The sequence below is a fragment of the Clostridioides sp. ZZV14-6345 genome, assembly GCF_020657775.1.
GTDB classification, from domain to species: domain Bacteria; phylum Bacillota; class Clostridia; order Peptostreptococcales; family Peptostreptococcaceae; genus Clostridioides; species Clostridioides difficile_D.
The window spans coordinates 1-23788 of record NZ_JAGWCX010000035.1 but is presented as its reverse complement, the minus strand read 5'-3'; the positions used below and the strand labels follow the sequence as shown (position 1 = coordinate 23788).

Sequence of the window (23788 nt, the reverse complement as noted above, 5' to 3'; positions counted from 1 at the left end):
TCAAATTTGATTTTTTCTAATCAAGTTTTAAGAGCAACTCCTTTTTTAATTACAAAGATAAATAACATATAATCTCATATTTTAGATACATTTTTTTTTCTTATATGTTTAGGAGTACACTTAAATTTTTCCTTAAAAATTCTGTAAAATAATTTTGTATTAGTAAATCCATGGGCTTCTAATATACTACACAAGGTATCATTTGTGTTAATTAAGTCTTTATAAATATGAGAAATACGTACATCATTTAAATATTCTAAGTAAGTCTGCCCCATATACTGTTTAAATTTTCTACAAAAATATTCTGGTTGTAAGTGTGCTACCTTAGCAATTTTGTTAATAGAAATAGGAGTCTTGTAATTAATCTTTGTATATTCTAAAACTGGCTCAAATTTTGATAAGTCAAGTGCTGTCTTTTTCATATTTTTATTACCTACAGCTATTTTAAAGTTTGTATATAATTCAAATAAAAGTTCAAATAATAAACTCGTAAAACGTAGATTAGCTGCTGGAGGAGAACTAAGTTTGATTTCTCTCATGTTTTCTAATATGAGTTTAACTTTATTTGAATTTTTTTTATAGTTATTGTCATTAACATTGACCCTAAAGTCAAAATAGCAATTTTTAAAATCAGGAATGTATTTATTTAAAAAAGATAATGGTACTTGCAATAGTATAGAGGTATTCTCATAAGTACATCTAGTTGAATGAATAACTCCAGAATTAATGAACATACACTCATTAGCTTTTAAATTATAAGTGTAGCCCTCCATGTTAATTTGTAAATCACCAGAAGTTATATAAATTATTTCTAATGAATTATGCCAATGATTTGCTACATAACTACCACTATCATCAAATAGTTTAAAATTAACATCTAAATTATCAATAGGTTCAACAATTTCATGTGAAAAACTATTTCTGTTCATAATAATCTCCTCCTTATAATTTTAAATTATAACTAGTAAATTTATAATATTCAATATTAAAAAGATAATATCAACTAATAAATTAGACAATAAACATACTTAAGAAAACAAACAAAATCAAATATAATAACTGTATATTAAAATAACTTAAAAAAATTATTTTAGTATAAGTGCAAAATATACCTATTTAAATAAGATAAGAGGGGAGGACTTTATGTGTATATAAAAGGTGTAAACTTAGGAGGTTGGTTAGTTTTAGAAAAATGGATGACCTCAAGTTTATTTGAAGGTACAGAAGCTGAAGATGAATACTATTTACCAAGACAACTTTCAAGAGAGATATATGAATCTAGAATTAAGACTCATCGTAGTGAATACATCACAGAGAGAGATTTTGCAACGATTAAATCTATGGGATTTAATTCAGTTCGTATACCAGTACCATATTTTATTTTTGGTGATTGTGAACCATTTATAGGATGTGTTAAAGAACTTGATAAAGCATTTGCTTGGGCAGATAAGTATGGACTTAGTATATTGATAGATTTACATACAGTTCCAGGAAGCCAAAATGGATTTGATAATGGAGGAATATCAGGAGTATGTAACTGGTCACAAAATCCAGAATATGTAGAGTTTACTTTAAATGTATTAGAAAGGCTTGCAAAACGTTATGGAATGAGAAATGAATTGTATGGAATTCAAATTTTAAATGAACCAATAACAGAAAGAATGTGGAACATAATGAATGTTCCAAATCGATTTAAGGCTGTAGATAAAGAGATGGCAAGAAGAAGTAAACCTAATTCATTAGAATTTTTACGTGATTTTTATATAAAAGCATATAAAGTAATGCGTCCTTATATGAGTGAGGAAAACGTTATAGTATTTCATGATGCATTTGAATTAAAAGCATGGAAAGACTTTATGAGAGAGGAAGAGTTTAAAAATGTTGTTCTAGATACACACCAATATCTGATGTTAGCTGAAGCAGATGGATGTGAGCAGAATATTGATAGCTATGTTAAATATATTAAAGAAAATTATGCTAAGGATATTTTACAAATGCAAAAATATTTTCCTATTATATGTGGAGAGTGGAGCTTATTTAATTCATATGCTTGTGGTACAGATACAGCTGGAGGTCAATCGCCTTTGAATGGGATTGAATCAAATATGGATAAATTATCAAAAGACGAAAAAAGAGAATTATATAGGAAGATAGCAAAGGCACAGCTTGATGCGTGGAGAAATGGAAGTGGTCACTACTATTGGAACTATAAGTTATTACTAGATACAGCTAACGAAGAAGGCTGGATAGGATGGGATAGTTGGGACCTAGGCAAATGTGTAGCTCAAGGATGGTATCCTATAGAATATTAAACTAAAATTGGAGGAAAAGATATGATTAAAAACCCTATACTTCCAGGATTTAATCCAGACCCTTGTATTTGTAGGAAGGGAGATGACTATTATCTTGTGGTTTCATCTTTTGAATGGTTTCCAGGTATACCTGTTTATCACTCTAAAGATTTAAAAAATTGGGAGCTATATACTCATATTTTAACAGATGAAACAAAAATAGATTTAAAGAAGCTTCCTTCATCTAAGGGAATTTGGGCACCCTGTTTGACTTATTGTGAAGAAGAAGATTTATTTTACATAGTTTATGGAATTATGAATTCTATGAATGCAAGATATTTTGATGTTGATAATTATTTAATTACATCAAAAGATATAAAGGGAGAGTGGAGTGAACCAGTATACCTACACTCATCAGGATTTGATGCATCTATTTTTCATGATGATGATGGTAAAAAGTGGATTTCATCATTAGACTGGGAAACTAGAGAAGGATATGAAAAACCTGGTGTTATATGTTTAGTGGAATACTGTACAGAAAAAAAAGAAATAGTAGGGTATCCAAAGAGAATATGGTCAGGAGGAACTGATAGAGGTTGTATTGAGGCACCACATATAACTAAGCGTGGAGATTATTATTATATAATGTGTGCAGAAGGTGGAACTGGATATGGTCATAGTGTAACCATGGGAAGAGCTAAAAACATATGGGGGCCTTATGAAAAAGATTCAATGAATCCAATTGTAACCTCAATGCCAGGAGATTTTTATGAGAGGCATGACCCTGCTCATCTAAAGCCTAAATACTACAATCCAGAATCAAAACTTCAAAAATCTGGTCATGGAAGCTATATAGAAACACCAACAGGTGAAGTATATTTAGTTCATCTTACATCTAGACCATTTGTACCAGAGTTAAGGTGTACTTTAGGTAGAGAAACAGCTATTCAAAAAATGAAATGGACAGATGATAACTGGCTTCGAATGGAAGAAGGTAGTAATTTGGCAAAAGAATATGTATCAGAAAGTAAACTAGAAGAACATTTAGTTTCATCTATACCAAGTTTTGATGACTTTGATTCAAATGAATTAGGTTTACAATACTATGCTCCTAGGATTTCACCATTATCATTTGCAGATGTTACGTCTAGGCCAGGATATGTAAGGATTAGAGGACAAGAATCAAGAACATCATTAAATAGAGTGAGCATATTGGCAAGGAAGTTAACTTCAGTATATGCAAGAATAACTACTAAGATGGAGTTTTACCCAGAAGTACATCAGCATAGTGCAGGCTTGATAATGTATTACGATAATATGAATTATATCAATCTAAGAAAGTACTATAGTGAAACATTGGGTCAAAGTGCACTATCAATAATACATCTTGAAAATGGGGAGAAAACAGAGTTTTTAAATACTAGGATACCAATAAAAGATATACCAATATATCTTCGTTTGCATATACAAGGTCGTAAGTCATATTTCGAATGGAGCTATGATGAAAAAAACTACCAAAGAATAGGGAAGATATTTGATACAACTAAGTTTTCAGATGAGTACTGTAAATATGGAGAATTTACAGGTACATTTATAGGGTTAACTTGTGCAGACCGTGTAAAGCATAAGCACTATGCTGATTTTGATTTCTTTGAATATATAGCAGATGAATCAAAAGATGTAGATTAATAAAATCATTACTAAAATTTTCAGAGCAAAGGTAAGACTTATGCTCTGAAATAAGAAACATTAGAAGGTAAATCTTACAAGAAGGAGTATGGGATTATGAATACTGAAGTTAATGTTAAAGCAACTACTATTAAATATGAAAAGACTTCATTTTTTGAAAGAGTCTCTTATGGATGTGGGGATTTAGGGTGCAATATCATATACTCAGCGATGTCAGCATTTTTATTGTTTTATTATACTAATTACGCAGATGTTAGTGCAGCTGCTGTAGGTAGTATTATGCTTATATCTAGAATATTGGATGGTTTTAGTGACTTAACAATGGGGATTATAGTAGATAGGACTAAATCTAAACATGGTAAGGCTAGGCCTTGGATTTTAAGAATGGCGATTCCTTTTGCCATAGCAGCAGTATTATTATTTTCTGTTCCATCAAGTCTTGGAGCCACTTCTAAATTAATTTATATTTTTATTACATATAACTTAGTTTCTACTGTTATTTATACAGCAATCAATGTACCTTATGCAACACTAAATTCACTTATAACTCAAGACCAGTATGAAAGAGGAGTATTAAGTATATTTAGAATGATATTAGCAACTTGTGGTACTTTAATAATAAATGGACTTACATTACCTCTAGTTGAATATTTTGGAAATAATTTATCAGCATGGACTAAAACATTTTTTGTATTTGGAATAGCATCTATAATGGTATTTTTTATAACATTTACTGGAACCAAGGAAAGAGTAAAAGCAGTTAAGCAAGATAAGAATGAAGTAATACCATTTAAAATAGGTATTAAATCTTTATTTAGAAATAAGTACTGGATACAAATAACTTTATGCTTAGTTTGCATATTTATTGTGTTTGCGATAAATGGTGGTTCATCTGTATATTATGCAAAGTTTATTTTAGGAGATGAAAAATTATTTGGTCCCATAAATATGGTTTCCAATATATCTCAAATTATAGCTATGTTTATTGTTGCTCCTTTTATAAAAAAATTTGGAAAAAGAAATGTATTAATAGTCGGTTCAATAATATTAATATCGTCAAATGTTATGTTTATAATATCTGGGCAAAACTATATTGGAATAATGTCTGCAAGTGTTATAAAGGGAATAGGGAGTGCTGGAATAGCAGCAACAATGTTTGCTATTGTTTCAGATACTATTGAATATGGAGAATGGAAGACTGGATATAGAACTGAGGGGCTTATAAATAGTGCATCTAGCTTTGGGTTTAAAGTCGGAAATGGGTTAGGTTCAGCGATATTAGGTGCAGTATTATCAATTGGTGGTTATGTAGGAACATCAGATACTCAAAGTGATTTAGCTATAGTATCAATAAAAGTATGTTTTATATACTTACCTATACTTATAACAATATTACAAATTATAATAATGTCTTTTTATAAGCTTGACGAAGAATATGATACTATACTTAATGAATTAAATGATAAATAATGAAGATGACATTTAGCAATTAGAAATAATACATAATACGAATTAAGTGGTAATGTTTCAATTGTTTAATGACACGGTGGTACAAGAAAAGTATCACCGTTTTTTTGTTATGCAAAAAAAACAGTTGACTTTTTATATGAACCCCTTCTATAATGTTACTGAAATTAAGTAAAATAATTGAACAAATGTAAAGATAATTGGAAAAGCTTGATTTTGGAGGAAAGCAAATGAAAAAAATTGGAGACTTAAGATTAATGATGAAGTGTTGTTCACTTTATTATGAAGATAATTTGAATCAACAGGAAATAGCAAATCAATTGGGAATATCAAGACCAACAATATCAAGAATATTAAAAGAAGCTTTTGAGCAAGGAATAGTAAAAATACAGATAGTTGATGTTTTGAAAAATGACTATCAAAAAATAGAGAGAAGTCTAGAAAGAAAATATAAATCAAAAGAAGTAATAGTAATAGATGATAAACAGGATTTACTAACACAAAAACAAGAACTAGCAAGAGCTGTATCTGAATATTTAACTAGAGTAGTAAAGGAAAATGATATAATAGGCGTTTCAATAGGAACAACACTAAAAGAAATACCTAGATATGTAGAAAAAAATAACTGTAAAAATGTTACATTCATACCTCTATTAGGTGGGATTGGAGACAATGAAATAGATATTCATGCAAATCAAATAGCAGTAAGTTTAGCAAGGGCTTTTGGAGGTGATTTTAAATTATTACATGCTCCAGCTGTTATGTCTGACTTGTCTACAAAAGAAAAACTTTGCAAAGATGAAAAAATTAAAGAAGTACTAGATTTAATAGATAAAACAACCATAGCAATTGTAGGTATAGGAAATCCTATGAGCTTAAACTCAACAATAATGGCTTCTGGATATATGCATGAAGCAGATATAGAGGATTTAAAAAAATACAACTCAATAGGTGCAATTTGTTTGCAAGCTTTTGATAAAGAAGGGAAAACTTCTATACTTGAATTTAATCAAAGAGTATTAGGCGTAAAGCTAGAAGATTTAAAAAAGATAAAAAGAACAATCGGTGTAGCTTCAGGAGATGAAAAAATAGAGGCAATAAAGGCATCATTAAAAGTGAAATTTATAAATAGTTTAGCAATTAAATTATTAGAAGATTGTGACTAATAAAAAGATAGATAAAAGTTAATCGGAGGGAATGTATATGTCAATATCAAAAGAAACATTGCTTGAAATGTATAAGAGAATGAATCAGGCTAGAAAATTTGAAGAGAAAGTTAGTTGGTTTTTTGCAAGAGGTATGGTACATGGAACAACTCACTTATCTGTAGGTCAAGAAGCATCAAGTGTGGCAGCTGTAATGGCTTTAGAAAAAGGAGATTTAGTATCACTAACTCATAGAGGGCATAGTCAATTTATAGGAATGGGAATAGACCTAAATAAAATGATGGCTGAACTTATGGGTAAAGAAACTGGTTTTTGTAAGGGAAAAGGAGGCTCAATGCATATAGCAGATATTGAGTCAGGTAACTTAGGAGCAAATGGCGTTGTAGGTGGAGGTCTTACAATAGCTCCAGGAGCTGCACTTACACAACAATATAAAAAAACAGGAAAAATAGTTTTATGTAGTTTTGGTGATGGAGCATCAAATGAAGGTACTTTTCATGAAGGAATAAATTTATCATCAATATGGAAGTTGCCAATAATATTTTACTGTGAGAATAGAATATATGGAGGAGCATTTGGCGTATCAGTAGGTATGATAGATGAATTCGGACCAGAAAGAGTAAGAGATACTCCTATATCAGAAGAGCTATAGCAGGAGCAGCAGCAACTGGTTTAAGACCTATTATGGAAGTAATGTTTATGGACTTTGTAACAATTTCTATGGACGCAATTGTAAATCAAGCGGCCAAAATGAGATATATGTTTGGAGGAAAAGCACAGGTTCCAATGGTTGTTAGATGCCCAGGTGGTTCTGGAACTGGTTCAGCAGAACAACATTCACAAAGTTTAGAAGCTTGGTTCTGTCATGTTCCAGGAGTAAAAGTAGTTGCACCCTCTACACCAGAAGATGCTAAAGGGTTATTAAAAGCAGCTATAAGAGACAATAATCCAGTCATATTTGTTGAGAATAAATTGTTATATAGAAAAAAAGGGGTTGTGCCAGAAGATGATTATGTAATTGAGATTGGTAAGGCAGATATTAAAAGAGAAGGTACAGATGTTACAGTAATTACTTATGGAAGAATGTTACAAAGTGTTGAGGAAGCAGCAGAGAAACTATCAAAAGAAAATATAAATGTAGAAATTATAGACTTAAGAACTTTATATCCATTGGATAAAGAAACTATAGTGAAAAGTGTATGCAAAACTGGAAGAGTTCTAATTTGTCATGAAGCAGCTAAGACTGGTGGACTAGGTGGAGAAATATCAGCCTTAATAACAGAAAGTGAATCATTTGATTATTTAGATGCACCTGTAAAAAGAATCTGTGGAAAAGATGTGCCAATACCATATAATCCAGAGTTAGAAAAAGCAGTTGTCCCAAGAGTTGATGAAATAGAAGAAGCAATAAAATCTTTAATTGTTAGATAAGGAGGGATAGATATGGTGGCAAATAAAGTAAAAGCCACACCAGCAGCTAGAAATCAAGCAAGAAAAGATAATATAAAATTAGATAAGCTGATTGGAAGTGGAGAAAATGGAAGAATTCATTTAGTTGATGTATTAAATTATTTAAAAGACAATAAAGCAAATACTACTCCTTTAGCTAAAAGAATAGCAGAAGATTTAAACATAGATTTAGAAACTATTGTAGGTACTGGATATAACGGAAAAATAAGAAAATGCGATGTAGAAAAATTAACTGCAAAAGAAACTATTGTATCAACTAATACATCTAAAGCTAGTGAGCAAAAAGAGACAAAGACTAAAAATGAAAATTCAAGTGTGTTTAATACAGTAGAAGGAACGTTTGAAAAACCAAATCCAATGAGAGCTACTGTAGCAAAACGAATGTCAGAAAGCTATTTCAGTGCTCCTGTATTTACATTCAATATAGAGGTAGATGCCACTGAATTGAAGTCACTTAGAGCAAAGTTAATAGACACAGTAAAAGAATCAACTGGAGTGAAATTAACTATTACAGATTTAATAGTAATGGCAGTATCTAGAATACTTCCAAATCATCAAGCTTTAAATTCAGCATGGACAGATGATGGGATATTTAGATATAAAGATATAAATATAGCTATTGCAGTTGGTCTAGATGAAGGTTTATATGTCCCAGTAGTAAAAAAGGTAGATAAAAAATCTTTAAAAGAAATAGCTAAAGAGAGTAAAGAACTTGCCGAAAAAGTAAAGACAGGAAAACTTATGCCAGCAGACCAAGAAGGTAATACATTTACGATAAGTAACGTCGGAATGTATGGTATAACTACATTTACACCTATAATAAATCGCGACTAATGTAGCTCCATTATTTACCCAAATGGCTCTAAATGCTAGCTTTAAAATGCCTGAAGGAGCAACTATGATTTCAAGTATTTGTGATGGTGCGAATCCATTGAGCTGGATATTCGTAAAAATTATGAATTATAAAGTTATTGGAGGAGTAGTTTTTGGAGTTATAGCTTTAGGAATGGCTATTTATAATAGAAATAGAATAATAAATGAAAATAAAAAATTATCTTTAGAAGAAGAAGTCTAAAAACAACTTTATTAAGGAGTGTATGAATTATGGAAAAGTATAAATATGATTCTAAAAGGTACTTACTTAGTGTTACAATACCAGGATTTTTTATGATTTTAATATTGATTTATGCACTGTTTAATAATTATATAAATTTCAGTGTGAATATATATAGTTTGTTAATAATTGTTTGTACTTATGGTATATTCAATACAATACTTTTATATCATCAAGTACTCCTAAAGAAATTATTATTGATAGCAAATGTATACATTTTATCTCATTTATGACTACACATAAGTATGAAATTAAAGATATAGAAAAGATAAGAATAAGAGAATTTTTAATAATAGTATAGAATTATATGATTATTTTGTTGAGTTAGAAGAGTACTTATATCCAGAATCATTAAAGTTTAGAAATAAAGCACTCAAGAATAAGAGGGTATAAAAAATTAAAAATGAAAATAGACGTAATCTCTATTAGTAAGGAGTAAATTTAAGTTTTATATTAAATTTTTGGAATTTTCAATTAAAATTGAAACAAAATATCTAAGTGATTAAAACACAATTAGGATATATAAGGCTATATTTATAATGAATGGGAGGATTCAACTAATGTTATTAGAAAAATTAAGAAAAGAAGTATTACAGGCATCTTTAGACCTTTTAAATTATAATTTAGTGACATTAACAGGAGGAAATGTAAGTGGAAGAGATGAAGAAACTGGATATATAGCAATTACCCCAAGTGGAATGGATTATAGAAATCTTATACCAAGTGATATTGTTATAGTGGATGCAGATGGAAATACTATAGATGGGAAATGGAAAGCATCAGTAGATTTAAGCATAGAAAAGACATAAATAGTATAATTCATACACATTCTACATACTCAAGTTGTTTTGCTATTTTAAATGAACCTATAGCATGTGCAAGTACAACTCTTGCAAATGAAGTAGGAGGTTCAGTACCAGTTGCAAAATTTTCACCAGCAACATCCAACAAGATGGGAAAATGTGTTATTGAAGCAATTGGTGACAAAAGAGCATGTCTTTTAGCAAATCATGGCGTAATTGCAGTTGGTCCATCTGTAGGTCATGCTCTTACATCAGCTGTAATGTTAGAAGATTCAGCTAAAGTATATTACTTAGCAAAATCAATTGGTACACCAGTGTTATTACCAGATGAAGAAATTCAAAGAGCTAGAGATGTATTTTTTAATGTATATGGTCAGGATAAATAAACTAGATAAAATTTTAAAAGTAATGTGAAGATATAGATATTCAGTGATATTAAGAAAGTTTATAATGATATAATAAGTTTAATAGCTAAGAAATAAAATATGAAATCTAATAGTATATAAATTTATTTGAGTCTAAAATAAGCAATAAGATAAAATAAAAAAGGAGTCTACATTTCTATGTATTACTTATTAAACAAAAGCACAAATCCTTACTTTAATTTAGCCTTAGAAGAATATCTATTTTTGAATGATAAATATAATGATGATATTATAATTATATGGAGAAATGAGGAATCTATTTTTATGGGTAAGAATCAAAATCCATATCAAGAAGTATATCATGATATTATTGAAAAAGGAGAAATTCCTATTTTAAGAAGAATATCTGGAGGAGGCACTGTTTATCATGATTTAGGTAATATTAATATGTCATTCATACAAAAAGATAGACAGCTTCATGAGATAGATTTTCTGGAGCATACTAAGTTTATGCAAAATATGCTCTTAACCTTAGGGCTAGATGTGTCTATAACTGAAAGAAAAGATTTATTTTTAAATGGGAAAAAAATTTCAGGCTCTGCACAGTCTATAAAAAGAAAAAATTCTCTTTATCATGGAACTCTTCTTTACGATTCAGACTTAAATAAGCTGACTAAATATCTAAATTCAAATAAATCAACTGAATCGAATGCAACTAAATCTGTTTCAAGTAAAGTGACAAATATTAATTTTTTGCTTGAAAAAGATATAAATTACTTTTTAGATTATTGTGTTGAATATTTAAAATCCAATATAAAAAATATAAAAGAACTTGAATTAGATGAAGAAGATGTTAAAAGCGTATACAATCTAGAAGAAGACAAATATAAAAAGATAGAGTGGACATATGGTAAAACACCTAAATTTCAAGTAGTACTACCATTTCATGATGAGAGTAAAATCAATATACATGTTAACAAATGGAAGATATCAAAATTTTTTATTTCTTATGAGGATAACATAATTAATATGGATAAGTTGTTAGAAGTGAATTTCTCTAAAGAAGAAATAAAAAATAGTATTTTAAAAAATTATCCACATTACATAGATTTAATTAATTTAATATTTTAATATAAAACCTCTAATTTGATAAAATTATCTTATATCAAACTGGAGGTTTTTAATATTTTTGCATATTAATAAACCATTACAAAGTTGTAAAATTAAAAACAAGACTATTGAAAAATCAATATATATTGTAATAAATATACAAGTTTTTCATTAGCAAATAGACATTAACTATTTATACAACTGAAAATTTAATATATAATTAATCATATGGTTAAAATAAAAAATATTAAAAGTTTTAATAAATGATGGTTAAAAATAAAATACGAGGTGATACCATGTATAGTGTTATAATTGTTGCGGCGGGAAGCGGAAGGAGAATGAACTTAGATATAAACAAACAGTTCATAAAATTAAGAGAAAAAGAAATTATTGCTCATACAATTCAAGTTTTTTATGAAAATATAAATATAGATGAAATAGTGGTATGTATAAAAAAAGAAGAAGAAGATTTTTTTAAAGAAAATATAATAAATAAGTATAACTTTAAGAATATAAAAGTCGCATATGGAGGAAAAGAAAGACAAGATTCTATATATAATGGCTTAAAAAAATTAGATAAAAATTGTGATATAGTACTTATTCATGATGGAGCAAGACCATTTGTAGACCATAGAATAATTAACGAATCTATAAAGGTGGCTAAAGAAAAAAAGGCTGTAGTTGTAGGTGTTCCAGTAAGTGATACTATAAAAATAGTGTCAGATGGTACAGTACAAGAAACTCCAGAAAGAAGTTTGTTGTGGGCAGCGCAAACCCCTCAAACTTTTGAATATAATCTCATAATAGATGCTTATGAACAAGCATATAAGAACAATTATTATGGTACTGATGACTCAATGTTGGTGGAAAATATAGGTCAAAATGTTACTATGGTAATGGGCTCTTATGAAAACATAAAAATAACTAGTCCAGAAGATTTAAATATAGCAGAACAAATATTAAATATGGAAAAAAGAGATGAAGTTAACAGTAGAAGGAGAATTATATGAGAATAGGATTAGGATATGATGTACACAAATTAACAGAGGATAGAAAACTTATAATAGGTGGAGTAGATATACCATATGATAAAGGTTTATTAGGCCACTCTGATGCTGATGTATTGATACATGCAATAATGGATTCTATTTTAGGAGCTTTAGCTTTAGGAGATATAGGGAAGCATTTCCCAGATACAGATGAAGAATATAAGGGAGCAGATAGTATGAAATTATTAGAACATGTATATAATCTAATAACAAGCAAAGGATATAAAATTGGGAATATAGATAGTACTATAATTGCTCAAAGTCCTAAGATGGCTCCGTATATTGAGATTATGAGAAATAATATATCAAAAGTTTTAAATACAGATATTGAAAATATAAACATAAAGGCAACTACAGAAGAAGGTCTTGGTTTTACAGGAGCAAAACAGGGTATAGCTTCACAAAGTATTTGTTTATTATTGTTGACAAGTCAGAATAATTAATATATTATTAGTAATAAGTTTAATGGATATTGAGTAATAGGCCTATATAGAATATCTATAATGTGTGAATTTAAATGAAATTAATATAAATATAAGACTAGCTATGATAAAGAAATAGTAAAATGATGAAATCTTCACAGAGAGAAAACGGTGGTGAGAGTTTTCAAGAGGAAGTCTTTGAACCTGTCTTTTAGCTTAAAGGTATAAAAATCTTTACGGTAGGAACCGTTATATTCCCAAAAGAGAGCTATTTATATAGCTAACTAGAGTGGTACCGCGGAAATCAAACCTTTCGTCTCTATACTTGTATAGAGATGAGAGGTTTTTTATATTTTCAGGAAGTTAATATTCAGGAGGAATCTATTAATGAAAATGTCAAAGATGTTTATGCCAACATTAAAAGAAATCCCAGCAGATGCTGAGATTACAAGCCATCAATTAATGGTTAGGTCAGGAATGATTAAAAAAATGACTTCAGGGATTTATAACCAATTGCCAATGGGGCTAAGAGTGTTCAAAAAAATTGAACAAATAATTAGAGAAGAATTAAATAAAAAAGATTGTCAAGAAATACTTTGTGCAGCTTTACTTCCTTCTGAATTATGGAAAGAGTCTGGAAGGTGGACTGCTATGGGTGAAGAAATGTTTAGACTAAAAGATAGAACAGAAAGAGAGTACTGTCTTGGACCAACACATGAAGAAGCCTTCACTGATATAATAAGACAAGAAATTACTTCATATAAACAATTGCCATTGAATTTGTATCAAATACAAGTAAAATATAGGGATGAAAGAAGACCAAGATTTGGTGTTATGAGAACTAAGACTTTTACAATGAAGGATGCCTACAGTTTTGATGTAGATGATAAAGGTCTAGATAAATCATATCAAGATATGTTTGATGCATATGTAAGCATATTTGATAGATGTGGATTAGAGAATAGCCCTGTACAGGCAGATTCAGGAGCTATAGGAGGTTCTACTTCAGCTGAATTTATGGTTAAGTCAGAAGTTGGTGAAGATGAAGTTGTATTTTGTAGTGGATGTGATTATGCAGCAAATGTAGAGAGAGCAGAATCTTGTAATGTAGTATCAGAAAAAGAAGATATGAAGGAATTGGAAGAAGCTCATACACCAGGAGCATGCACAATAAAAGAGTTAGTAGAGTTTTTAAAGACTTCTCCAGATAAGTTTGCTAAGACTTTAGTATATGAGGCAGATGGAAAAACAGTTGTAGTTGTTGTAAGAGGAGATAGAGAAGTTAATGAAGTTAAAGTATCTAATGCTATAGGTTCTGTTGTAGAATTTGCTCTTGCTACAGATGATGTAGTGAGAAAAGTAACTAATGCAGAAGTAGGATTTGCAGGCCCAATAGGTATAAATGCTGATTATGTATTTATAGATAAAGAAATTGTTGAACAAAGAAATATTGTTGTTGGGGCTAATAAAACTGAGTATCATATAAAGAATGCCAACTATGGAAGAGATTTTGAAGGAATAGTTGGAGATTTTAGAAATGTTCAAGAAGGTGACAAGTGCATAGTATGTGGAAATCCTCTTGAAATAGCTAGAGGTGTTGAAGTAGGACATATATTTAAACTAGGAACTAAGTACTCAGAATCTATGAATGCAAACTTCATAGATAAAGATGGAAAATCAAAACCTATAGTAATGGGATGTTATGGAATAGGTGTTGAAAGAACAGCAGCAGCTATAATTGAACAACATAATGATGAGAAAGGTATAATATGGCCTTTGTCAGTAGCTCCATACCATGTTGTTATAGTTCCAGCAAATATGAAAAATGAGGAACAAATATCAATAGCTGAAAAGATATATAATGATTTACAAGCTATGGGTGTAGAAGTTTTATTAGATGACAGAGATGAAAGAATAGGTGTTAAATTCAATGATTCAGAATTAATAGGAATACCTATGAGAATTACAGTAGGTAAAAATATTAATGAAGGTAAAGTAGAATTTAAATTTAGACATAAAGAAGATAAAGAAATAATTGACATAGAAGAAATAAATGCAAAAGTAAAGGCAGAGTTTATCAGAAATAATGTTAGATTAGGATAGTAACTTAAAGAAGGCTATTATATAGATAATCAGAGTTGTACTTTATAAACACCATTTTATCTATATAAAAAGATAAAATGGTGTTTTTTTATAAAATATAATAAATGAGGAGGTAATTGAAATGGCAAAAAATGAAAAACAATTTGTTGAAGAAATAACAAAAATGGAAGATGATTTCCCACAATGGTATACAGATGTAATAACTAAGACTGACTTAGTTGATTATGCACCAGTAAAAGGATTTATGGTTGTAAAGCCATATGGATATGCTTTATGGGAAAAAATGCAAGACTTTATGGATAAAAAATTTAAAGAAACTGGACATAAAAACTGTTATTTCCCACTATTAATACCAGAAAGTTTATTAAACAAAGAAGCAGAGCACGTTGAAGGTTTTGCTCCAGAAGTTGCATGGGTAACACATGGAGGAAATAAAAAATTAGAAGAAAGATTGTGTGTAAGACCTACTTCAGAGACTATAATATGTACAATGTATGCGAAATGGTTAAAATCATATAGAGAATTACCATATCTTTATAATCAATGGTGCTCAGTTGTTAGATGGGAAAAATCAACTAGACCTTTCTTAAGAACATCAGAGTTTTTATGGCAAGAAGGTCATACATTACATGAAACAGCAGAAGAAGCACAAGAAGAAACAATACAACAATTAGAAGTATATAAAGCATTATGTGAAGAATTACTTGCAATGCCAGTTGTAGCTGGTCAAAAAAGTGAAAGTGAGAAGTTTGCAGGTGGTGAAAGAACATATACTATAGAAGCTATGATGCATGATGGTAAAGCATTACAATCAGGTACAAGTCACTTCTTAGGTCAACACTTTACAAAAGCTTTTGATATTACTTTTGCTGATAGAGAAGGAAATTTAGCTAATCCATATCATACATCTTGGGGTGCATCTACAAGACTTATAGGTGGACTTATAATGACTCATAGTGATAACAGAGGTCTAGTATTACCACCAAGAGTAGCTCCAATTCAAGTTGTTATAGTTCCTATAGCTGCTAAAAAAGGAAATGTAATGGAGACTGTTGATAAGATATATGCTGATTTAAAAGCTAAGGGAGTAGCTGTAGAAGTTGATGATAGAGATAATTATACAACTGGATGGAAATTTAATGAGTGGGAGATGAAAGGTGTTCCAGTAAGAATTGAAATTGGACCAAAAGATATAGAAAACAATCAAGCTATGATATTCAGAAGAGATACTTTAGAAAAGACTCCTATGCCTTTAGAAGGATTAGCTGATGCTGTATGTGATTTATTTGATGTTATACACAATGATATGTTTGAAAAAGCAAGAAAACATAGAGAAGACAATACATCTGTAGTTGAAAATATGGATGAGTTTAGAAAAGCTTTAGAAGAAAAACCAGGATTCATCAAGACTATGTGGTGTGGAGATGCAGAATGTGAAGCTAAGATTAAGGAAGAAACAGGAGCAACTATAAGATGCTTACCTTTTGAACAAGAAAACTTAGGTCATAAGTGTGTGTACTGTGGAAAAGAAGCAGATAGTATGGTTGTAATGGCAAAAGCTTACTAAAATAAGACATTTAAATAAAAACTGGGATAGAAAGTATTTAACACTTTATCCCAGTTTTTATTTTTATGAGCAAAAAAATCGTATTTGCAGATGTCTTATAAAATAACTTATAGATGCTTATATAAAAAGAATATAGTAGAGAACTATTTTTAATAATTATATATAATGAAAGAAAAATATATTTGTTATATAGATATACAATAAAGTAAATAATAAATATAAATGAATAGTAATAAAGAGTACTTTTAATTTTTAGAAAATAAATGGATTAAAAGAAAGATTTATGAAATTAAAACTAGGATTTTCTGATATAATAAACATGTGTATTTTTAAATAAAAAGGATATTATTATTAGATTTGATTAAAAATAAACTTGCAAAACAATGTACTAGTTTAATATTATAGTTATATTGAATAAAATATCAGGAGGAAGTAAAAATGAATGTAAGAGTAAGGTTTGCACCAAGTCCAACGGGATTTGTACATATAGGTAGTTTAAGAACTGCTTTATACAACTATTTATTTGCAAAAAAAATGGGCGGAGAATATATATTAAGAGTAGAAGATACAGACCAAAGTAGATTAGTAGAAGGTGCTATAGAGAATATGCTTAATGCTATGAAATGGGCTGGTGTCAATCATGATGAAGGTGTTATATTAGATGATAGTCGAAAAGTAGTGCAAAAAGGAGAATATGGTCCATATATTCAATCACAGAGATTAGATATATACCAAGAATATATAAAGCAACTTTTAGACAGTGGAAAGGCTTATTACTGTTTCTGTACAAAAGAAAGACTAGACAAAGTAAGAGATGCTCAAAGAGCAGCAGGAGAAACAGCTAAATATGATGGTCATTGTAAGAATCTTTCTAAAGAAGAAGTAGAAGCAAATATAAAAGCAGGAATACCATATGTTATAAGATTAAGGTTGCCAGAGAATCATACAATTAAGTTTACAGATTTAGTTAGAGGAGATATGGAATTCAATACTAATGACTTAGATGACCAAGTATTAATGAAAACAGATGGATTTCCAACTTATCATTTTGCAGTAGTTGTTGATGACTATTTAATGAAAATCACACATGTTATAAGAGGAGAAGAGTGGGTATCATCTACTCCAAAACATGTTTATTTATACGAAGCTTTTGGATGGGAAGCACCTGTCTTTGTGCATTTACCAAATATACTTAATAAAGAAAAGAAAAAATTAAGTAAAAGACAAGGTGATGTAGCAGTTGAAGACTTCAAGAAAAAAGGATATTTACCAGAAGGTTTGGTAAACTATGTAGCATTAGTTGGTTGGTCTCCAGAAGATAATCAAGAGTTGTTTACAATGGAAGAATTAGAAAAAGCCTTCTCTGTAGAAAGAGTATCTAAAAGTGGTGGAGTATTCGATACTGAAAAGTTAAACTGGGTTAATCAGCACTATATAAAAGATGGTGATGATGCTTATCTAACAGATTTAGCAATACCATTTTTAATAGAAGATGGATTTATAACAGAAGAAGAAGTTACTAGTAAGTATGATTTTTTAAAGAGTATGATATCAGTGCTTAAAGAGAAATTACAATATGTAAAAGAAGTTACTGAACATGCATGTATATTTTTTGGAGATAAAATAGATGTAGAAACTGAAGAAGGAAGTGAGTTCTTAAAATTAGAACATATACCTACTTTAATAGATGCTTTGCAAGAAAAAATAGAAAAAGCAGATGTATTAGATGCTGAGTTTGTTCAAGCTATGCTTAAAGAAATACAAAAAGAGTACAAAATAAAAGGGAAAAATTTATTTATGGGTTCAAGAATAATTTTGACAGGGCAAATGCATGGTCCAGATTTACCAAAAGTAATGGAGGTTTTGGGAAAAGAAACTTGCTTAAATAGAATAGCTTATGTAAAAAATAATATATTATAGTCATAAAAGTCCGCTAATTTAGAAGCGGACTTTTTTTGTGTTAGTATTTGATGAAAATATCTGCTTAAGAAAATGAAGGTATTTAAGGTAATAAATTTAATATATAAAAAGCAAAGCAAAAATATAAATAAAATATGAATAATAAACTAATAAAATATTAAGCATAGAAAAAGGGAATCTATTATTTTAGTTTGATTTAATTATTAAGGGGGTAATTACTATGTATAGTAATATGGATGATGTTAAAAAGGAATTAAAGGAGCTATGCTTAGAATATGTTACAATTTTAGAAAAATTAAAAGATGAAAAAATGATTACAGAAGAAACTTTTGAAAAATGTTCTTCTCAAAAAAAGATATTTTTAGAAGAGCAATAGAGAATAGTATTATTATGTAGTTTGAAAGATAGTATGAAAAATGATAGTAATACTATTATTTATTGCAATTTTCAACTATAATATAATATATAATGTTAAGAAAATAATTTATAAAAATATAGTGAGGTGATGAGTGTGAAAGTTTATAATACATTGACTAGAACAAAAGAAGAATTTGTTCCATTAGAAGAAGGAAAGGTAAAAATGTATGTGTGTGGTCCAACAGTGTATAACTATATACATATAGGTAATGCAAGACCATTTATAATATTTGATACTCTAAGAAGGTATTTAGAGTATAGAGGATATGATGTAACTTATGTACAAAATTTTACAGATGTTGATGATAAGATTATAAATAGAAGCCACGAAGAAGGGATATCTCCAGAAGAAGTTGCTACTAAGTATATAAAAGAATATTTTGTAGATTGTGATGGATTAGGAATAAAAAGAGCTACTGTTCATCCTCAGGTTACAGATAACATACAACAGATTATAGATTTTATAAAAGAGTTAGAAGATAAGGGATATGCATATGCAGTAAATGGCGATGTATACTTTGATACAAATAAGTTTGAAGGGTATGGAAAGCTTTCAGGTCAAAAACAAGAAGATTTAGAAGCAGGAGCAAGAATTGAAGTTAATGACCAAAAAAGACATCCTATGGACTTTGTTCTTTGGAAAGCAAAAAAAGAAGGTGAGCCGGGATGGGATAGTCCTTGGGGAGAAGGAAGACCAGGATGGCATATAGAATGTTCTGTTATGTCTAAGAGATACTTAGGTGAAACAATTGACATACATGCAGGTGGTCAAGATTTAACATTCCCACACCATGAAAACGAAATAGCTCAAAGTGAAGCTAGAAGTGGAAAAATATTCTCAAAATATTGGATGCATAATGGATATATAAATATAAATGATGAAAAGATGAGTAAATCAAAAGGTAATTTCTTTACAGTAAGAGATATATCAAAACTATATGATTTAGAGATAGTAAGATTTTTCATGTTATCAGCACATTATAGAAATCCAGTAAACTTTAGTGATGAGATGTTAAATCAAGCTAAAGCTGGTCTTGAAAGGCTATATAATACTAAAGAAAAATTAGAATTTATACTAAGTAATTTAAAAGCCTCTTATTTAACAGAAAAAGAAGTAGAACTTGTTAAAGAATTAGATAACTTTAGACAAAAGTTTATAGATGCTATGGATGATGATGTTAATACAGCAGATGCAGTAAGTGTAATATTTGAATTAGCTAAGTTAATAAATTCTAATGTAGATGAAAACTCTTCTTTAGAGTTTGCCAAAAAATGTTTAGACGAATTTAATGAACTTACAGGAGTATTAAATATTGTAAATAAGAAAAAAGATACTGTATTAGATAAGGACATTGAAGAATTGATACAAAAAAGAACTGATGCAAAGAAAAATAAAGAATTCCAATTAGCAGATGATATAAGACAACAATTATTAGATATGGGAATTGTATTAGAAGACACAAGACAAGGTGTTAAGTGGAAAAGGATATAAAAATGGAAAAAACTGAATTAGTTACTATGTCACCACTAGTTTTAGCATACTTAGGTGATACAGTGTATGAAACATATATAAGAGAACATTTGATTAGACAAAATACACAAAAAAAAGTTAATGATTTGCATAAACTAGCTATAAAGTATGTAAAAGCTAAAGCTCAAGCAACCATAATTCATGAAATTGAAATTGAATTAACTGAGGAAGAGAGTAAAATTTATAAAAGGGGAAGAAATCAAAAATCAAATACTTCTCCTAAAAACGCAGATATTATAGACTATAAACATGCAACTGGGTTTGAGGCATTAGTTGGATATTTGTATTTAAATAATGAAATAGAGAGACTTCAATATATTATCAATAAAGGAATCAAAATTATTGAAAGAGATATGTAAATATTAAAGAGTGTTGTCTTAATAATAAGTAATAAGGCAACACTTTTTTTATAACTAATGTATAATAAATATATAGAAATTAGCATTGAGAAAGGATAAGAATTTATGAAAGTAAAATTAATATCACATACACCTGAACCAGAAAAAGTAATAGCTATGGCAGCTAAGCTATGTTATTCACCAGTTGGAACAGACGAAATAGAAAAAGACTTAACAGATGAAAGTATAGAGAAATTTTTAAATATGTTATTAAGTATAGGTCATGGGTCAATATTAGAACATGCTTCATTTACATTTTCAATAGAAGGTATTTCAAGAGCTTGTTCACATCAAATTGTTAGACATCGTATAGCTAGTTTTTCACAACAAAGTCAAAGATATGTTAAATTAGAACAATTTGAGTACATAATTCCTCCAGAAATAGAAAAAATAGAAAATGCAAAAGAGTTATTTATAAACTCAATGAAAAAAGACCAAGAGAATTATGATAAGTTAGTTGAGATATTGTTTGAAAATCATTATAATGACCTAATAAAAGATGGTAAAAATGAGAAAACAGCAAAAAGACAGGCTGAAAAGAAAGCAATAGAAGATGCTAGATATGTGTTTCCAAATGCATGTGAAACAAAGATGGTATTTACTATAAATGCTAGAAGTTTATTTAATTTCTTTGAACATAGATGCTGTGAAAGAGCACAATGGGAAATAAGAAATTTAGCTGTAGAGATGTTAAGAGAGGTTAAAAAGGTTGCTCCTATATTATTCAAAAAAACTGGTCCAAGCTGTGTAAATGGTAGTTGTCCAGAAGGAACTATGACTTGTGGAGATATAGTTCAAGTTAGAGAAAAATTTAAGGCCTTGTAGGAGGTGAATAGTTTGGCAAGTATAGAAGGAAGAAATCCGGTAATAGAGGCAATAAAAAGTGATAGAGAAATAGACAAAATATTAATTGCAAATTCAGCTAAAGAAGGGTCAATTAAAAAAATAATCGGAATGGCTAAAGAGAAGAACATAATTATCCAGTACGTTGATAAACATAAGCTAGATGAAGTAAGTACAAGCCATTCACATCAAGGTGTAATAGCCTATGCAAGTGAATATAAGTATTACGAATTAGATGAGTTAATAGATTTAGCAAAGAATAAAGATGAAGACCCATTTTTCATTATACTAGATGAAATAACAGATCCACATAATCTAGGTTCAATAATAAGGACAGCGGATGCAGTAGGGGCACATGGAGTTATTATTCCAAAAAGAAGGTCTGTACAAATAACCCCTGTAGTTGCTAAAGCATCTGCTGGAGCAGTGGAGTATATGCCAGTTTGCAAGGTAACCAATATAGTTAATACAATAAAAAGACTCAAGGATGAAGGGCTGTGGATTGCCGCTGCTGATATGGATGGAGAAACTTTTTATAAACAAAATCTTACTGGCCCTCTTGGTGTAGTAATTGGAAGTGAAGGTTTTGGAATATCTAGATTGGTTAAACAAAACTGTGACTTTATAGTAAAAATGCCAATGATAGGTAATGTTACATCTTTAAATGCATCTGTAGCAGGTGGCATACTTTTATATGAGATATTCAGACAAAGACTGGATAAAAGTAAATAACTATGAAAAAAAAAATAAATCATTACTTAATAATAGATGGCTACAATATTATAAATGCGTGGGATAATTTAAAAGAACTGGCTAAAGAGGACTTAGAAGATTCTCGAGAAAAGCTTATTGATGATATTATAGAATTTTCTGAGTTTATGGGTTATAAGACTATAATAGTTTTTGACGCTTATAATGTTAAGAATTCAAGAGAAAAAGTTGAGAAAAGAAAACATATAACAATAGTTTATACAAGAGAACATCAAACAGCGGATAGTTATATAGAAAAATTTATAACTTCTTTATCAAAATATGATGATGTAAAAGTAGCTACTAATGACTATGCAGAACAACAAATGATTTTAGGAAAAGGTGCTACTAGAATGTCTGCAAGAGAATTAAAGTTAGAGTTAGATCGTTCCAAGAATAAAATGAAGGAAAAAAATATCGGTTTGAGGAAAAAAATTCAGCGAAATTGGTTGGAGGAAAGGTTAGATAAGGAAACATTGTCGAAACTTGAGAACATTCGTAGAAAGCGTTGAAATTACTAGCTTCTTTAGACTATAATATACCTATAAATTTGTTTTATATATGGGGGAGATTTACATGTTGGTAGCAAAAGAAAAAAGTTATGAGTTAATAGACAATTGTCAGCAGGATGAGTATAACATTGTATTAAGAGCAAGTGAAGGGGATAAAATAGCACTAGAGTACATTATTACCAAATACAGAAATTTTGTAAAAGCAAAGGCAAAGTCATATTTTTTGATTGGAGCAGATAAAGAAGACATAATACAAGAAGGAATGATAGGCCTTTATAAGGCAGTTAGAGATTTTGATGGAAGCAAGACAAATTCATTTAAATGTTTTGCGGAGATATGTATAACAAGACAAATAATAACTGCTATAAAAACTGCAACAAGACAAAAACATATACCTTTAAATTCATATGTTTCTTTGAATAAACCAATATATGATGAAGAATCAGACAGAACACTTTTAGATATTATAGCTACAAGTATAGTAACAGATCCAGAAGAGCTTATAATTAGTAAAGAAGAGCTAAGGAATATAGAATCCAAGATGAACGAATTATTAAGTGACTTGGAATTAGAAGTGCTAGAATTATATTTAAATGGAAAGTCATACCAGTTTATAGCAGACAAGCTTAAAAGAGATGTAAAGTCAATAGATAACGCTTTACAAAGGGTTAAGAGAAAATTAGAAAAACATCTTGAAAACAGAAATGATTAATAGTAAAATACTTACCATAAGCTTATTGTGAGCAAAATTAATTTATATCGAAAGATAAGGGAGGAAATTCAAAATGGCTAAAGCTAAAT

Annotated in this window: 20 protein-coding genes, 3 pseudogenes and 1 other annotated feature; of the genes and pseudogenes, 22 read left to right on the top strand and 1 reads right to left on the bottom strand. The window is 29.4% G+C overall.

The features are described 5' to 3' along the window. Positions 1-74: 74 nt before the first annotated feature. Positions 75-929, bottom strand: coding sequence for an AraC family transcriptional regulator (locus KGF39_RS10915; protein WP_227822325.1), 855 nt, complete (start codon positions 927-929; stop codon positions 75-77). Between the two features lie 216 nt (positions 930-1145). Between KGF39_RS10915 and KGF39_RS10910 the strand changes: the two genes are divergently transcribed. The 22 genes and pseudogenes from KGF39_RS10910 (at position 1146) to sigH (ending at position 23699) form a co-directional block, all read left to right on the top strand. Further along, entirely contained in the window at positions 1146-2312 is a 1167-nt protein-coding gene (locus KGF39_RS10910) for a cellulase family glycosylhydrolase (RefSeq protein ID WP_227822324.1), read from the top strand. Between the two features lie 21 nt (positions 2313-2333). Then, on the top strand, positions 2334-3980 hold the full coding sequence (locus tag KGF39_RS10905) for a glycoside hydrolase family 43 protein (RefSeq protein WP_227822323.1): 1647 nt from the start codon (positions 2334-2336) through the stop codon (positions 3978-3980). Positions 3981-4076: 96 nt separating this feature from the next. Beyond that, a complete protein-coding gene (locus KGF39_RS10900) occupies positions 4077-5450 on the top strand; it encodes an MFS transporter (RefSeq protein ID WP_227822322.1) in 1374 nt (457 codons plus the stop codon). Between the two features lie 227 nt (positions 5451-5677). Next, positions 5678-6613 (top strand): sugar-binding domain-containing protein, encoded by a 936-nt coding sequence (locus KGF39_RS10895; RefSeq protein WP_227822321.1) that lies wholly within the window; start codon positions 5678-5680, stop codon positions 6611-6613. Positions 6614-6644: 31 nt separating this feature from the next. Further along, positions 6645-7121, top strand: a pseudogene (locus KGF39_RS20075) (thiamine pyrophosphate-dependent dehydrogenase E1 component subunit alpha); the annotation flags it as partial. Between the two features lie 51 nt (positions 7122-7172). After that, positions 7173-8044: pseudogene (locus KGF39_RS10890) on the top strand (alpha-ketoacid dehydrogenase subunit beta); the annotation flags it as partial. Positions 8045-8056: 12 nt separating this feature from the next. Beyond that, positions 8057-8917, top strand: a complete 861-nt coding sequence (locus KGF39_RS10885; protein ID WP_227822320.1) for a 2-oxo acid dehydrogenase subunit E2 — start codon at positions 8057-8059, stop codon at positions 8915-8917. A 22-nt stretch (positions 8918-8939) separates the two neighbouring features. Continuing rightward, a complete protein-coding gene (locus tag KGF39_RS10880) occupies positions 8940-9158 on the top strand; it encodes a hypothetical protein (protein WP_227822319.1) in 219 nt (72 codons plus the stop codon). Between the two features lie 578 nt (positions 9159-9736). Further along, positions 9737-10386 (top strand): annotated as a pseudogene (locus KGF39_RS20245) (class II aldolase/adducin family protein). A 177-nt stretch (positions 10387-10563) separates the two neighbouring features. After that, positions 10564-11496, top strand: coding sequence for a biotin/lipoate A/B protein ligase family protein (locus KGF39_RS10870; protein ID WP_054273039.1), 933 nt, complete (start codon positions 10564-10566; stop codon positions 11494-11496). A 275-nt stretch (positions 11497-11771) separates the two neighbouring features. After that, entirely contained in the window at positions 11772-12485 is a 714-nt protein-coding gene (gene ispD, locus KGF39_RS10865; RefSeq protein WP_227822318.1) for a 2-C-methyl-D-erythritol 4-phosphate cytidylyltransferase, read from the top strand. After that, positions 12482-12967 carry a 2-C-methyl-D-erythritol 2,4-cyclodiphosphate synthase gene (ispF, locus tag KGF39_RS10860; RefSeq protein WP_227822317.1) on the top strand — a complete coding sequence of 162 codons (486 nt, stop codon included), beginning with the start codon at positions 12482-12484 and terminating at the stop codon, positions 12965-12967. Before ispD ends, ispF begins: the two co-directional genes overlap by 4 nt. A gap of 94 nt (positions 12968-13061) precedes the next feature. Then, positions 13062-13270 (top strand) — a binding site (T-box leader). A gap of 63 nt (positions 13271-13333) precedes the next feature. Next, complete coding sequence (locus tag KGF39_RS10855) at positions 13334-15049, top strand: proline--tRNA ligase (RefSeq protein ID WP_227822316.1); 1716 nt, start codon at positions 13334-13336, stop codon at positions 15047-15049. A gap of 121 nt (positions 15050-15170) precedes the next feature. After that, positions 15171-16616, top strand: coding sequence for a proline--tRNA ligase (gene proS, locus KGF39_RS10850; RefSeq protein WP_227822315.1), 1446 nt, complete (start codon positions 15171-15173; stop codon positions 16614-16616). Between the two features lie 438 nt (positions 16617-17054). Further along, complete coding sequence (gltX, locus tag KGF39_RS10845; RefSeq protein WP_227822314.1) at positions 17055-18536, top strand: glutamate--tRNA ligase; 1482 nt, start codon at positions 17055-17057, stop codon at positions 18534-18536. Positions 18537-18756: 220 nt separating this feature from the next. Then, a complete protein-coding gene (locus KGF39_RS10840) occupies positions 18757-18912 on the top strand; it encodes a hypothetical protein (protein ID WP_021382499.1) in 156 nt (51 codons plus the stop codon). Between the two features lie 135 nt (positions 18913-19047). Continuing rightward, positions 19048-20445 carry a cysteine--tRNA ligase gene (gene cysS, locus KGF39_RS10835; RefSeq protein WP_227822313.1) on the top strand — a complete coding sequence of 466 codons (1398 nt, stop codon included), beginning with the start codon at positions 19048-19050 and terminating at the stop codon, positions 20443-20445. Positions 20446-20447: 2 nt separating this feature from the next. Continuing rightward, positions 20448-20843, top strand: coding sequence for a Mini-ribonuclease 3 (locus tag KGF39_RS10830; RefSeq protein WP_022615139.1), 396 nt, complete (start codon positions 20448-20450; stop codon positions 20841-20843). Between the two features lie 105 nt (positions 20844-20948). Further along, the gene (gene thyX / locus KGF39_RS10825; protein WP_227822312.1) at positions 20949-21707 is read left to right on the top strand and encodes an FAD-dependent thymidylate synthase; all 759 of its coding nucleotides are present in this window, start codon (positions 20949-20951) and stop codon (positions 21705-21707) included. 12 nt (positions 21708-21719) lie between these two features. Then, positions 21720-22457: a 23S rRNA (guanosine(2251)-2'-O)-methyltransferase RlmB gene (gene rlmB, locus KGF39_RS10820; protein ID WP_054273050.1), complete on the top strand. Its 738-nt coding sequence runs from the start codon at positions 21720-21722 to the stop codon at positions 22455-22457. A 2-nt stretch (positions 22458-22459) separates the two neighbouring features. Beyond that, complete coding sequence (locus KGF39_RS10815; RefSeq protein ID WP_054273051.1) at positions 22460-22987, top strand: NYN domain-containing protein; 528 nt, start codon at positions 22460-22462, stop codon at positions 22985-22987. Positions 22988-23051: 64 nt separating this feature from the next. Further along, a complete protein-coding gene (sigH, locus tag KGF39_RS10810; protein WP_054273052.1) occupies positions 23052-23699 on the top strand; it encodes an RNA polymerase sporulation sigma factor SigH in 648 nt (215 codons plus the stop codon). Positions 23700-23788 lie beyond the last annotated feature (89 nt).